This window comes from Enterobacter cloacae complex sp. IR5428, from assembly GCF_049238585.1.
In the GTDB taxonomy this organism is placed as follows: domain Bacteria; phylum Pseudomonadota; class Gammaproteobacteria; order Enterobacterales; family Enterobacteriaceae; genus Enterobacter; species Enterobacter intestinihominis.
The window spans coordinates 26,237-40,442 of sequence record NZ_JBMKHV010000008.1; the positions used below are offsets into that span (position 1 = coordinate 26,237).

A 14,206-nucleotide genomic window follows, 5' to 3' on the forward strand; every position below is an offset into this window, starting at 1 on the left:
AAACCCCTCCCGGAAGGGAGGGGGAAATGGATTATAAACTTCCCGCCGGGCGCGAACGCGCCGCAGACGTCAACGTTCTTCCTGTCTTACGTCCGTCCAGCGTTTCCAGACGCATCTGGAAAGGTGGGAACGGCATATCAATTCCGTGCTCGCGGAAGCCAGCCAGGATCAGCTGGTGGATCTCATGGCGCAGCGGCATACGGTGTCCCATCTCGGCGGCGTAGATACGCAGCTCGAAAATCTGGATCCCCTGCTGCAAATCAACCAGGAAGACTTCCGGCGGCGGGTTGTCGATTACCAGCGAACAGCGTTCAGCAGCCGTATACAGGATCTGCGTCACCTCTTCGCTGTTGGCATCCGACGGAGCGGGTACGGTCAGCACCACACGCGTGACGGAGTCAGACAGCGACCAGTTAATAAACTGCTCGGTGATAAACGCTTTGTTCGGAACGATGATCTCTTTACGGTCCCAGTCGCTGATGGTGGTGGCGCGGGTGTTGATCCTGGTGACGCTGCCGGTCAGATCGCGGATGGTCACCGTATCGCCAATTCGAATCGGCTTTTCAAACAGAATGATCAGACCCGAGACGAAGTTGGCAAAGATCTCCTGTAAACCAAAGCCCAGGCCTACGGTCAGGGCGGCAACCAGCCATTGCAGTTTTGACCATTCGATACCAATCATCGAGAAGCCAACCAGCCCACCAAACAGCATGATTAAATACTTGGTAATGGTGGTGATCGCATAGCCTGTGCCGGGGGTTAAATCCAGATGCTGCAACAGCGCCAGCTCCAGCAGGGCAGGGAAGTTACGGATCAGCTGCGTGGTGATAATGAGTACCAGAATCGCAATCAGCACGGCCCCTAAGGTGATGGGCTCCAGGCTTTCGACCCCCTGCACCGTCGACGTCACATCCCACAAAGAGATGTTCTCCAGGAAGCCAAACGCGGAGTGGATTTCCGACCACAGGAAGATCACCGACAGCAGGGCAACCAGCATCAGAATTGAGCGTACCAGCCGCAGGGACTGGGTACTGATCGCATCGAGATCCAGTTCGACGTCATCGGCGTCTGAAGTCCCTTCGGTGCTGTTGACGTGGTTCGGCTCTTCCTCACCCCGCGCGCGCTGGGCCAGTATTTCTGCGCGACGATGTTTGGCACGGTCAAACGCCAGACGACGACGCTGGATCAGCATGCCGCGGCGAATAACATGGTAGACCACCAGCAGCAGGAACCAGATAGCTACTGACGTTTCCAGCCGTGCGAGCAGCGCCTGCGATGTGGCGAGATAACCGACAGCCGCCGCCAGCATCGCCGCCAGCGGCGCGCTAAGCAGCAGGTTCCACAGCAGACGGTTAAACATGTTATCGCCACTGCCGGACTTGTCGAGATAGAGCGGGATCCCGGCGCGCTTCAGGCTGAGCGTCACTACCGCTAATGCCCCGCAGATCAGCATAAAGCACAGACGTCCCAGCGAGCCGGAGAACTCCCGGTCATTGAGATTATCGAACATGATCAGCGCCATAATCAGCGGCACAATCAGCCCGATGCTCATCAGGTAATAGCGCATCGCCCGCGCCACGCGATTACGCGGCCAGCCAAAGTGAGCGATGAACAGACCATTTGGCCGCGCAAACGTGGCGCAAATCATCACCACCCACAGCAGCGGAACGGTGGCGGTCACGCCATCGCCAATTGCGACGGCAAGCGGATAGGGCCAGGCTTCACGCAGGCCGTATCCGAGCGTCATCCACAGCACCGGCAGCGGGGACGCGACCAGAATTGACCAGAACACTGTACGCAGCGTCAGCCAGAAGTGATCCTGTGTCACTTTCCCCACCCGGGCGCTGGAGCGCTCAAGGAAACGGGTGAAGTGGCGACGGGAATAAATACTGAAACCCACCAGAATCAGTGCCCCCAGCAGCGGGAAGATGGTCTCCTTACTGGTGAGCATCATCACGCTGGCGAGACCCAGCTGGCTGAAGGTGTCCAGCGAAATGAGGCGGCGCAGATCCTGCACGATCTCGATCGGCCAGGCGAAGGTCATCGGCCGCACGTCGGAGGTCCAGAACAGGTAACGGTGCGTGGCTTCGTTGACCTCTTTCAGCGCGTCCTCCAGCTGGCTGTTTGAGACTTTCAGCTTGGTGAGTTCGAGGATCAGCGTATCGCCCCCCTGCAACAGGGAATTGAGCAGTTCGCGTTGGGTGCGCAGCTGCGCTTCCAGAATACGGCTTTGCTCGCCGGTGAGCGGCTGTCCGTCAGCCTGACGGATCTGGCGGATTTGCGGCTGCTTATTAAGAAGGTCTTCATAATGAAGACGCTGAACGCGCAGCTGCGCCATCTCCGTATCAAGCTGCTGCGGTTTTGGCATCTCTGGCAGACGAGCCACCTGCGCGCGTAACGCTTCGCCCAACAGGTTAGACGAGCCAAGCCACTGGGACTGTTCACGCAGCGTGTTGAGAGCCTGACGAACCTGGAGGGTTTGATTAGTGGCCTGACGCTGCTGCGAGGCCACCAAATCCATGCGCTGCGCCTGCTGATTCAGCGCGGCAGAAAGCTCGCGGTTAACCTTAAACTGGGCGACGATGCTGTCGGGCAGGTTAGCGCTGTTTTCGGCCAACAACTCGGTGCTTTCCAGCGCACGTTCAGCTTCACGCTGACGCTGGCTGTTGAGTTGATTTCTCAGCGCCTGGAGATACGCATCCAGCTGTTCGCTCTGCTTCTGCGCCAGTTCCGAACGCATCCGCGACAGCTCCTGGCGGTTGTTAGCAGAAAGCTGTGCCAGCTCCAGTTCATCAACCAGCGCTTTTAGTCTGGCGGATTCCGCCTGTAGCCCAAGATTTTGGGCCTGATTCTGCGGGGTGTTGCCGGTCTGCGTCCCAATGCGGCGTTCCACCTCATTTAACTGACGGCGGGCATCGGTTTGCTGCTGTGGAAGCTGACTGAGAGAGTCGGCAATTTCACGCGCCCGTTCCTGCTCCTGCTGTGCCAGACGGCTTTTTTCCAGCAGCTGGCTGCTGACTTGCAGGATCTCCTGATTCAGCGCCTCGGACGTCATCCCTGCGGGTACCTGGCGTGGTTCATCACGCAGGCTGTTTAACTGCGAGCGCAGGGTCTGAGAGAGTTTGGGGAAGTTGTCGATAACCTGCTGATATTGCTGGGCGCGCTCAAGAGAACCCTTTCGTTCCTCAAGTGCGTTCAGTGCAGACTGGAGCGACTCAACGGCCTCCGGCTGAGCGGGTTTCGCCGCTTTTGCCTGCTCCAGCTCCTGGGTTATCTGTTTGGCGTCGGGGGCCGTCGCTGCGTACGCCCCCATGCTGAGGCACCAGGCCATCAGTAATACGATAATCGGGCGCACGTCAGCGATCCTTCTGTTGTTAACCTTCGTCTTTTTTGTCGTCAACCAGCGGGCTGGCATCGTGCTCGGCTTTGATCTCTTCTTCCGGCAACGGGGCTGGCGCAACGTCTGGCGTTGCAAAGACCTCCGTCGATACTGCCAGAGGCTGGCCGAGTTTGGTCACGGACAGGCTTTCCAGCTCGTCGACAAGGTTAACTTTGCCCGGTGCGAACAGGTTGATTACCGTTGAGCCCAGCTTGAAGCGGCCCATCTCCTGACCTTTCAGCAGGGCCACAGAACCTTCTTCTTCTCCGGCAGGCCAGGTCCAGCGCTTGATCACGCCTTCGCGTGGCGGCGTAATGGTGCCTGCCCAGACGGTTTCGATGCTGCCCACAATGGTAGCACCTACCAGAATCTGCGCCATTGGGCCAAATTCAGTATCAAACAGGCAGATGACGCGCTCGTTACGGGCAAACAGGTTAGGGACGTTTTGCGCCGTCAGGTGGTTTACAGAGAACAGATCCCCCGGCACGTAGATCATCTCGCGCAGGATGCCGTTACACGGCATATGAACGCGGTGGTAGTCGCGCGGGGAGAGATAGGTGGTCACGAAAGTCCCGTTGCGGAACAGATCCGCCATTATGTAGTTACCGGCCAGCAGCGCTTCCAGGCTGTAGTTATGGCCTTTCGCCTGCAAAATTTTGTCGTCTTCAATTTTACCCAGCTGGCTGATCACGCCGTCAGCAGGCATCACCAGCACGTTCGGGTCGGTATTCAGCGGGCGCACTTCGTCGCGCAGCGGACGCACAAAAAATTCGTTGAAGGTGCGGTAGCTTGCCGTATCCGGTTTCTGCGCTTCTTTCATGTCGACCTTGTAGTATTTCACGAACAGGTCGATGACCAGTTTGGTCAGCCAGCCCGCTCGTTTGCTCGCGCCCCAGCCCGCCAGGCGAGTGAGCCACAGTTTAGGCAGAATGTATTGAAGCGAAAGTTTAAATGAGTTTAACAAGGTAGCCTCCAGGCCATTGTTTTGTCGTTCCTGATCCGGCAGTACGCTGCCGGAACCTGAAAAAAGGGGACGATTTTAGCGACGCTTAGCTTAGTTGTCAGTTATCAGAATCAGAAAAGTTTTTACGCGTTTTTACCTGGTCCATGCTTTCGAGAATACGATGGTAATTTTCGAAACGGGTTTCCGCTATTTCACCGTTCTCCACCGCTTCGCGGATGGCGCAGCCCGGATCGTTGTCATGTTTACAGTCGCGGTATTTGCAAGCGCCTATATAGTCATGGAATTCGACAAATCCGTTAAAGATTTGTTCCGGCTCGAGATGCCAGAGACCAAATTCACGCACACCCGGGGAGTCAATCACATCGCCGCCGTGCGGGAAGTGATAGAGACGTGAGGCGGTGGTGGTGTGCTGGCCCAGCCCGGAGACGTCCGACACATCGTTGGTCAGGATTTCTTGCTGAAGGCCGAGCAGGTTGTTAAGCAGGCTCGATTTACCCACGCCAGACTGCCCTGCAAAGATACTGATGCGGTCGGTCAGCGCATCTTCTAACGGCTTCAGGCCATCTTTGGTGCGGCTGGAAACCATCAAAACGCGATAACCAATATTGCGATAGATATCCATCTGCTCATTCACAAAGGCCATGGCCTCGTCATCCAGCAGATCGATTTTATTCAGCACGATGAGCGGCTCAACCTGTAGCGTTTCGCAGGCCACCAGGTAACGGTCAATAATGTTGAGCGAAAGTTCGGGTAAAATCGCCGAAACGATCACGATCTGGTTGATATTGGCGGCAATGGGCTTTACGCCGTCGTAGAAATCAGGACGGGTCAGAACCGACGTGCGTTCATGCACGGCTTCAACGATACCTTTAACCGTTACCCCTTCCGCAGCCGCTTTGCCTGGACGCCAGACCACGCGGTCACCGGTCACCAGGGAACGGATGGTGCGACGGATATTGCAACGGTGGATGTCCCCGTCGGCAGACTCGACATCGGCATGCATACCGAAGCGGCTAATCACCACGCCTTCCGTCGCTTCGCCAAACAGGTTGTCGTCGTAATCGGGCTTCTCCGTAGTGGTTTTAAGACGGCGCTGGTGATTTGCATTCACGCGGCGCTGCTGCCCTTTGGAGAGTTTATTTTTACTCAATCGCGCTGGCTCCTGGTCGCCCATAGCGGGCAAAACCTCTATGATACACTCTAATTAATACTAGTTAACCTGCTACTGCCGGTTAAGCGAGAAGGGTGGAAAATAACATGAGCGCGGACGAAAACAACCTGATTTGGATCGATCTGGAGATGACCGGCCTGGATCCCGAGCGCGATCGCATTATTGAGATCGCCACACTGGTCACCGATGCCAACCTCAATATTCTGGCGGAAGGCCCAACGATTGCCGTACACCAGTCCGATGACCAGCTTGCGCTGATGGATGAGTGGAACGTGCGTACCCATACTGGCAGCGGGCTGGTGGAACGCGTGAAGGCCAGCACTCTGGGCGACCGCGAAGCGGAGCTGGCGACGCTTGAGTTTCTGAAGCAGTGGGTGCCGGCAGGAAAATCGCCTATTTGTGGCAACAGCATTGGGCAGGATCGTCGTTTCCTGTTTAAGTACATGCCGGAGCTGGAGTCCTACTTCCACTACCGCTATCTGGATGTGAGCACCTTAAAAGAGCTGGCTCGCCGCTGGAAACCGGAAATTCTCAACGGCTTCACAAAGCAGGGGACGCACCAGGCAATGGACGACATCCGTGAGTCTGTTGCGGAGCTGGCGTACTATCGCGAAAACTTTATTAAGCTTTAATTTTGCGATCCGGCGCCTTGCGTGGCCGGGGTTTTGTCGCTAAATTGTTCAGCTTGCCGATTAAATAAGCAATTGAACTGAATTTCAAAAAAATCGCTTTGAGGGGGGTTGCAGCTAAACGGATTTCTCGTATAATGCGCCTCCCGTAACGACAGAGAATTACACGTTACGACAGCAACAAAAGCAGTACAGATTTGCGGGAATAGCTCAGTTGGTAGAGCACGACCTTGCCAAGGTCGGGGTCGCGAGTTCGAGTCTCGTTTCCCGCTCCAAAATTTGAAAAGTATCGCAAGATACGCCAGCACCAGAACACCCAAGCGGGAATAGCTCAGTTGGTAGAGCACGACCTTGCCAAGGTCGGGGTCGCGAGTTCGAGTCTCGTTTCCCGCTCCAAAATTTGAAAGTATCGCAAGATACGCACAGCACCAGAATACCCAAGCGGGAATAGCTCAGTTGGTAGAGCACGACCTTGCCAAGGTCGGGGTCGCGAGTTCGAGTCTCGTTTCCCGCTCCAAATTCTTCTTCTTTCCTAAATTATCCACAGCGAAATGCTTCGTTGGGGACGTTTTCTATTGTATCTGAAACACTCTTGTAAACAGAGTTATCCACAGAAACTGTGATAAATCCCAGTTGTACAAAATGTTAGCAGGGTGAATAATATCTTCGTAATTAACTGTAATCTATGAAGAAAATTTGATTTCAAAATGTTATTGAGATCACTTGACCTGTTTGCTAGACCTTATGGCGCCTGAATTCTTATTTTTATTCACAGCCTGTGAATATATCACACATCCCGTGGCAGCCCTTTTTCAATCACCCTGACCAGGCGCTGTTTCTTCGGTAACTGCACTTCAACCACGCCGGCATTTCGCTTCTCAATTTGCTGCGCAATCGCCCATTCTATGTGCTCATCAAGAAGTGGGTGCTCACCTCTGCGGCTTTCGAGCGCCTGAAGATTGGCTTCATCCCATGGGGCATTACCCAGCGCAACGGCCACATTACGCAGCCAGCGCAGGTGGCCGATACGACGTATGGCGGAACCTTCCGTCACCTTCAGGAACCAGGCTTCGCTCCAGGCGAACAGTTCGATCAGCTGCGGGGCATGTAACGCCTTGCGGGGACTGAAGTCTTCTTCGTCCGTCAACTGTGAATAACGGTTCCACGGACAAATCAGTTGGCAGTCATCACAGCCGTAGATGCGGTTGCCAATAAGCGGACGAAATTCCTCTGGAATAGCACCTTCCAGCTCGATGGTGAGATAAGAGATACAGCGGCGCGCATCAACGGTATAGGGTTCAACGATAGCGCCCGTTGGGCAGATGGTCATACAGGCCACGCAGCGGCCACACCCTTCTTCCACCGGACCGTCTACCGGCAGGGGTAAATCAATCAACAATTCACCCAGGAAAAAGAATGAGCCCGCGTCGCGGCTTAAGATAAGTGAGTGCTTACCTGTCCAGCCAAGCCCGGCTTTTTCGGCGATCGGGCGCTCAAGAATAGGCGCAGAATCGACAAAGGGTCTAAAATTCAGCGAAACACAGTGCTGCTGAATGGTTTCCCCGAGCTTTTTTAGACGGTTGCGCAGAAGTTTATGGTAATCACGTCCCAGCGCGTATCGGCTGACGTAACCCAGCGAAGGATTTTTTAGCGTGCGCGCAAAGGCCGCGTTAGCGGGCAGATAGTTCATGCGTACGCTAATGACGCGCAGCGTACCCGGCAACAGCTCGTGGGGGCGGGCACGCATCATACCGTGGCGCGCCATCCACTCCATCTCGCCGTGGTATTGTTTATCCAGCCATGCCTGTAGCTTAGGCTCGCTGGCAGAGAGGTCGGTATCGGTAATACCGACCTTCTGGAAGCCCAGTTCAGCACCCCACTGTTTTATTTTTTGCGCTAATTCATTGAGATCGAGGGGCTGTGACATGACGGACCATACTGTGAAGAAAAACCCCGCAAGTATACCACATTCCATCTGGCATGCGGATGACCTCCGTCGGGCCGAAAAAGAGGCCGCAGATAGCCTGGGCGTTACCCTTTATGAACTGATGCAGCGCGCGGGCGAGGCGGCGTTTAACGTGGTGCGCACGGCTTATCCGGATGCCTCGCACTACCTGATTCTGTGCGGGCACGGCAATAACGGTGGCGATGGCTATGTGGTGGCTCGTCTTGCGGTGGCGGCGGGGCTGCGCGTTACCCTGCTGGCGCTGGAGAGCGACAAGCCGCTACCGGAAGAGGCTGGCATGGCGAGAGAGGCCTGGCTGAATGCGGGGGGCATTATTCATGCGCCTGATATCGTCTGGCCCGAGGATGTCGACGTGATTGTTGATGGTCTGCTGGGGACGGGGCTGATGCGCGCGCCTCGCGATGACGTCGCCGCGCTGATTACCCACGCTAATGCGCACCCCGCCCCGGTGGTGGCGCTGGATATTCCCTCCGGCCTGATGGCGCAAACCGGCGCGACGCCGGGCGTGTCGATTGAGGCTGCGCACACCGTGACCTTTATCGCCCTGAAGCCGGGTTTGCTTACCGGAAAAGCGCGGGATGTCGTGGGGACGTTACATCACAACGCACTGGGGCTGGAAAACTGGCTGGCTGGACAGGATACCCACATCACCCGCTTTGATGCCTCCCTGCTTGCTCAGTGGCTGCCTCCGCGCCGCCCCACATCCCATAAGGGTGATCATGGCCGGCTGCTGATTATCGGTGGCGATCATGGCACGGCAGGTGCGATTCGCATGACAGGAGAGGCCGCGTTGCGCAGCGGTGCCGGATTAGTACGCGTGCTGACCCGCAGCGAAAACATTCCGCCGATTATTACCGCGCGGCCGGAGCTGATGGTCCACGAGCTTGCCCCACAGGCGATTGAAGAGGGTCTTGAGTGGGCGGACGTGGTAGTCATTGGTCCGGGCCTGGGTCAGCAGGAGTGGGGTAAACAGGCCCTGCAAAAGGCCGAGAATTTTCGTAAGCCGATGCTCTGGGATGCCGACGCGCTTAACCTTCTGGCAATAAACCCGGATAAGCGTCACAATCGCATTCTGACGCCACACCCCGGCGAAGCCGCACGGCTGCTTAACTGTAGCGTGGCAGAAATTGAAAGCGATCGCTTACTTTCAGCCCAACGTCTGGTAAAACGTTACGGAGGTGTTGTCGTTTTGAAAGGGGCGGGGACCGTTATTGCCAGCGATGATGCGATGGGCATCGTTGATGCCGGTAATGCAGGCATGGCGAGCGGCGGCATGGGTGATGTGCTCTCTGGCATCATTGGCGCATTGCTCGGACAGAAACTTCCCCTTTATGATGCAGCCTGTGCTGGCTGCGTGGCCCACGGTGCGGCGGCTGACAGGCTGGCTGCTCGTTACGGAACGCGCGGTATGCTGGCCACCGATCTTTTTTGCACGCTGCGGCGTGTTGTTAACCCGGATGTGATTGACGTAGAAAATGACTAATCGAGCGATTCCTTTACCTGATGAACAAGCCACTTTAGATCTCGGCAAGCGCGTGGCGCAGGCCTGTCAGGGGGCGACCGTCATTTATCTGTATGGTGATTTAGGCGCGGGTAAAACAACCTTCAGCCGTGGTTTTTTGCAGGCGTTAGGCCATAACGGGAACGTAAAAAGCCCGACTTATACGCTAGTAGAACCGTACACGCTTGAAAATATCATGGTGTACCACTTTGATTTATATCGTCTTGCGGATCCTGAGGAGCTGGAATTTATGGGGATCCGCGATTACTTTGCCAACGACGCCATTTGCCTGGTGGAGTGGCCGCAACAAGGTGCGGGTGTGCTGCCTGACCCGGATGTCGAAATTCACTTGGATTATCAGGCACAAGGGCGTGAGGCGCGCATCAGTGCGGTTTCCTCATCAGGCTGTTCCTTACTGGCGCGTTTAGCCGGTTGAGCGTAGGGATAACGGGATGATTAATCGCGTTAAAGGTTGGATTTTGGCAGCCACGGTTCTGCTGTGCGCGCAGGCCGGTGCGGCCAGCCTCTCGGATATTCAGGTGTCGAATGGCGATAGCCAGGCCCGCATTACCTTCAGCTTTATGGGCGATCCTGAATATGCTTTCTCACAAATCGACAGCCGCAGCGTGGCGCTCGATATTAAACAGTCCGGGGTGATCCAGGGGCTGCCGCTCCAGTTCAGCGGCAACAATCTGGTGAAAAGCATCCGTTCGGGGACGCCGAAGGATGCGCAGTCTCTGCGTCTGGTGGTCGATCTCACCGAAAAGGGCAAAACGAAGGCGGTTAAGCAGCAAAACGGCGCCAGTTATACGGTGGTTTTTACCATTAATGCTGATGTTCCGCCGCCGCCACCGCCTGCACCTGTGGTAGCAAAACGCGTAGAAGCGCCGGTTTATACCCCAAGGCCGTCTGAGCCAGCCCGTAATCCGTTTAAATCACAAAATGACCGACTTACCGCCGTGACCAGCAGCAACACGGTGACGCGTCCGGCGGTCAGCGCGCGGCGAACGCCGGTCAGTGGCGACAAAGTGATTATCGCCATCGACGCCGGACACGGCGGGCAAGATCCTGGCGCGATTGGCCCGGGCGGCACGAGGGAGAAAAACGTCACTATCGCCATTGCCCGTAAGCTGCGTGCGCTTCTGAATGACGATCCGATGTTCAAAGGGGTCATGACCCGCGACGGAGATTACTTTATTTCAGTGATGGGACGCTCGGATGTGGCGCGTAAGCAAAACGCCAACTTCCTGGTGTCGATTCACGCGGATGCTGCGCCGAACCGTAACGCCACCGGCGCGTCGGTATGGGTGCTGTCGAACCGTCGTGCCAACAGTGAAATGGCGAACTGGCTTGAAGAGCACGAGAAGCAGTCTGAACTGTTAGGCGGGGCAGGCGATGTGCTGGCAAACAGCCAGGCCGATCCGTATCTCAGCCAGGCGGTGCTGGATTTACAGTTCGGTCATTCTCAGCGCGTCGGGTATGATGTCGCCACTAACGTACTCAACCAGCTGCAAAGCGTCGGATCGCTGCATAAGCGTCGTCCGGAACATGCGAGCCTCGGTGTCCTGCGTTCGCCGGATATTCCGTCGATTCTGGTAGAGACGGGTTTTATCAGTAATCACGGTGAAGAGCGTTTACTGGGAAGCGACAGCTATCAGCAGCAAATTGCTGAAGCGATTTATAACGGTCTGCGTAAATACTTTGACGCGCATCCGCTTCAGTCTGCGCCGCAGGGCGGGGCAGCCCAGACGGCAAGCGCCGCGCTGCCGGGTGAGATGACCGCGACTAATTAAGGAGAGTTCATGCCGATTCAGGTTCTACCGCCGCAGCTCGCGAACCAAATCGCCGCCGGTGAGGTGGTGGAACGCCCTGCATCGGTGGTGAAAGAGCTGGTGGAAAACAGCCTCGATGCAGGGGCGACCCGCATTGATATCGATATTGAACGCGGGGGCGCAAAGCTTATCCGCATTCGTGATAACGGCTGTGGCATCAAAAAGGACGAGCTGGCGCTGGCGCTGGCGCGTCATGCCACCAGTAAAATTGCGTCACTTGACGATCTGGAAGCGATTATCAGCCTGGGTTTTCGCGGCGAAGCGCTGGCCAGTATCAGCTCCGTTTCCCGCTTAACGTTGACCTCCCGCACGGCCGACCAGCAGGAAGCCTGGCAGGCCTACGCCGAAGGGCGCGATATGGACGTCACGGTTAAACCAGCGGCGCACCCGGTAGGCACCACGCTTGAAGTGCTGGATCTTTTCTATAACACGCCCGCCCGGCGCAAGTTTATGCGAACCGAGAAGACCGAATTCGGACATATCGACGAGATCATCCGCCGCATCGCGCTGGCACGCTTTGATGTCACTCTTAACCTCAGTCATAACGGTAAGGTGATGCGTCAGTACCGGGCAGTGGCGGAAGGCGGGCAAAAGGAGCGTCGGCTGGGCGCCATCTGCGGCACGCCGTTCCTGGAAAAAGCGCTGGCCATTGAGTGGCAGCATGGCGATTTGGCCCTGCGCGGCTGGGTTGCCGATCCGAACGCCAGTAGCGCCGCGTTTGCTGAGATTCAGTACTGCTACGTCAACGGTCGAATGATGCGCGACCGTCTGATTAACCACGCCATTCGCCAGGCCTGTGAAGATAAGCTCGGCACCGATCAACAGCCCGCCTTTGTGCTTTATCTGGAGATCGACCCGCATCAGGTTGACGTTAACGTGCACCCCGCCAAGCACGAGGTGCGTTTCCACCAGTCGCGTCTGGTGCATGATTTTATCTATCAGGGCGTCGTTAGCGTTTTGCAGAAGCAGGCTGAGCCAACGCTGCCGCTGGAAAACGACGTTCCTGCACCGCGATCGCTGCCAGAAAATCGCGTGGCGGCCGGACGTAACCATTTCGCTGAACCCGCAGCCGCGCGCGAACCAGTGGCTCCGCGTTTTTCGTCAGCGGGAAGCGCACCGCGCCCGACGGGCGCCAACTACCCGAATGCCCAGCCGGGGTATCAAAAGCAGCAAGGTGCGTTATACCGTAAATTGCTGGACACCCCAGCCGTGGAACGGAAAGAACATATTGAGGTATCGCCGTCTTCCCTTGACGGACATAGCCAGAGTTTTGGCCGGGTATTGACGATTGTCGCCCCGGACATGGCACTGCTTGAACGCGAGGGGAAATTGATGCTGCTGGCGTTGCCGGTAGCGGAACGCTGGCTTAAACAGGCGCAACTGACGCCAGGGGAAAACGCCGCCTGCGCTCAGCCGTTACTGATCCCGGTCCGGTTAAAAATAAACCATGAAGAAACAGGGGTTTTGCAGCGTGCCCAGGCGCTTCTTGCCGAAATGGGGATTGAAATCGTACTGGACGCGCAGCATGTGACAATTCGCGCAGTGCCTTTACCCTTACGCCAACAAAATTTACAAAACTTGATTCCTGAACTGATAGGCTACCTGGCGCAGCAAACGACGTTTGATGCCGCCGATACCGCGCAGTGGATCGCCCGCCATCTGGCCAGCGAACATTCGCCGTGGAGTATGGCGCAGGCGATTACCGTTCTGGCAGAGGTGGAACGCCTCTGTCCACAGCTGGTGAAAGCGCCGCCAGGTGGTTTGTTACAACCTGTTGATTTAAAAACGGCGATGACCGCCCTGAAACATGACTGATGTAAGTAAGGCGAGCCTGCCAAAGGCGATTTTTTTAATGGGGCCAACGGCCTCCGGTAAAACGGCGTTAGCCATTGAGTTACGTAAAGTTTTGCCAGTAGAGTTGATTAGCGTTGATTCAGCCCTCATTTACCGAGGAATGGACATCGGCACGGCGAAGCCCAACGCAGACGAACTGCGTGCGGCACCGCACCGTTTACTGGATATTCTCGACCCGGCACAGGCTTACTCCGCAGCAGATTTTCGCCGCGACGCCTTAGCCGAGATGGCCGAGATTACCGCCGCGGGACGCATACCGCTGTTAGTTGGCGGCACGATGCTCTACTTTAAGGCGCTGCTGGAGGGGTTATCGCCTCTGCCATCGGCCGATCCGGAAGTGAGAGCGAAGATTGAGCGGCAGGCGGCAGAGCAGGGGTGGGACGTTTTGCACAGGCAACTGGAAGAGATTGACCCGGTTGCCGCAGCGCGGATCCACCCAAACGATCCGCAAAGGCTTTCCCGGGCACTGGAAGTTTTTTTCATTTCGGGTAAAACTTTAACGGAACTGACGCAAACGTCAGGAGACGCTCTGCCGTATCAGGTGCATCAGTTCGCCATCGCCCCGGCGAGCCGTGAACTGCTCCATCAACGAATTGAGCAGCGTTTTCATCAGATGTTGGCTTCAGATTTTGAAGCAGAAGTGCGGGCGCTTTTTGCCCGTGGAGATTTGCATACGGACATGCCTTCCATTCGTTGTGTGGGATACCGCCAGATGTGGTCGTATCTTGAAGGCGAGATTTCATACGATGAAATGGTTTATCGAGGTGTTTGCGCCACGAGACAGTTAGCGAAGCGCCAGATCACCTGGTTGCGCGGTTGGGAGGGTGTTCACTGGTTAGACAGTGAAAAACCACAACAGGCGTTAAACGAAGTGATTGAGGTTATTGGTGATATCGCTGACTGAATGTGT

General features: G+C 56.3%; 10 protein-coding genes and 3 tRNA genes. 9 read left to right on the plus strand and 4 right to left on the minus strand.

Features of this window, described 5'->3' with window-relative positions; genetic code table 11:
- Positions 1-31 precede the first annotated feature (31 nt).
- The 3 genes from mscM to rsgA all read right to left on the minus strand — a co-directional run bounded on the left by mscM (position 32) and on the right by rsgA (position 5,493).
- Complete coding sequence (gene mscM, locus ACOTXC_RS13655) at positions 32-3,355, minus strand: miniconductance mechanosensitive channel MscM (protein ID WP_022646812.1); 3,324 nt, start codon at positions 3,353-3,355, stop codon at positions 32-34.
- 19 nt (positions 3,356-3,374) lie between these two features.
- Positions 3,375-4,343 carry an archaetidylserine decarboxylase gene (gene asd, locus ACOTXC_RS13660; protein WP_421767756.1) on the minus strand — a complete coding sequence of 323 codons (969 nt, stop codon included), beginning with the start codon at positions 4,341-4,343 and terminating at the stop codon, positions 3,375-3,377.
- A 97-nt stretch (positions 4,344-4,440) separates the two neighbouring features.
- A complete protein-coding gene (gene rsgA, locus ACOTXC_RS13665) occupies positions 4,441-5,493 on the minus strand; it encodes a small ribosomal subunit biogenesis GTPase RsgA (RefSeq protein WP_072202591.1) in 1,053 nt (350 codons plus the stop codon).
- 107 nt (positions 5,494-5,600) lie between these two features.
- Between rsgA and orn the strand changes: the two genes are divergently transcribed.
- From orn to ACOTXC_RS13685, 4 genes are all read left to right on the plus strand, one after another.
- Positions 5,601-6,146, plus strand: coding sequence for an oligoribonuclease (gene orn / locus ACOTXC_RS13670; RefSeq protein ID WP_421767757.1), 546 nt, complete (start codon positions 5,601-5,603; stop codon positions 6,144-6,146).
- A gap of 196 nt (positions 6,147-6,342) precedes the next feature.
- A tRNA-Gly gene (locus ACOTXC_RS13675) sits at positions 6,343-6,418 on the plus strand.
- A gap of 45 nt (positions 6,419-6,463) precedes the next feature.
- A tRNA-Gly gene (locus tag ACOTXC_RS13680) sits at positions 6,464-6,539 on the plus strand.
- Between the two features lie 45 nt (positions 6,540-6,584).
- Positions 6,585-6,660, plus strand: a tRNA-Gly gene (locus ACOTXC_RS13685).
- 270 nt (positions 6,661-6,930) lie between these two features.
- On the opposite strand, the gene queG is transcribed toward ACOTXC_RS13685, so the two are convergent.
- Positions 6,931-8,070 (minus strand): tRNA epoxyqueuosine(34) reductase QueG, encoded by a 1,140-nt coding sequence (queG, locus tag ACOTXC_RS13690; protein ID WP_015572463.1) that lies wholly within the window; start codon positions 8,068-8,070, stop codon positions 6,931-6,933.
- Here queG and nnr point away from each other — a divergent pair.
- From nnr to miaA, 5 genes are read left to right on the plus strand one after another with little or no spacing between them, the layout of a single operon-like run.
- Positions 8,069-9,592, plus strand: coding sequence for a bifunctional ADP-dependent NAD(P)H-hydrate dehydratase/NAD(P)H-hydrate epimerase (gene nnr, locus ACOTXC_RS13695; RefSeq protein WP_421767758.1), 1,524 nt, complete (start codon positions 8,069-8,071; stop codon positions 9,590-9,592). The genes queG and nnr overlap by 2 nt on opposite strands.
- Positions 9,585-10,046, plus strand: a complete 462-nt coding sequence (tsaE, locus tag ACOTXC_RS13700; protein WP_003855970.1) for a tRNA (adenosine(37)-N6)-threonylcarbamoyltransferase complex ATPase subunit type 1 TsaE — start codon at positions 9,585-9,587, stop codon at positions 10,044-10,046. Before nnr ends, tsaE begins: the two co-directional genes overlap by 8 nt.
- Before the next feature lie 16 nt (positions 10,047-10,062).
- The gene (amiB, locus tag ACOTXC_RS13705) at positions 10,063-11,403 is read left to right on the plus strand and encodes an N-acetylmuramoyl-L-alanine amidase AmiB (protein ID WP_022646817.1); all 1,341 of its coding nucleotides are present in this window, start codon (positions 10,063-10,065) and stop codon (positions 11,401-11,403) included.
- A 9-nt stretch (positions 11,404-11,412) separates the two neighbouring features.
- Complete coding sequence (gene mutL, locus ACOTXC_RS13710) at positions 11,413-13,257, plus strand: DNA mismatch repair endonuclease MutL (RefSeq protein WP_063150714.1); 1,845 nt, start codon at positions 11,413-11,415, stop codon at positions 13,255-13,257.
- Positions 13,250-14,200 (plus strand): tRNA (adenosine(37)-N6)-dimethylallyltransferase MiaA, encoded by a 951-nt coding sequence (miaA, locus tag ACOTXC_RS13715; protein WP_023299133.1) that lies wholly within the window; start codon positions 13,250-13,252, stop codon positions 14,198-14,200. Before mutL ends, miaA begins: the two co-directional genes overlap by 8 nt.
- The last annotated feature ends 6 nt before the right edge of the window (positions 14,201-14,206 follow it).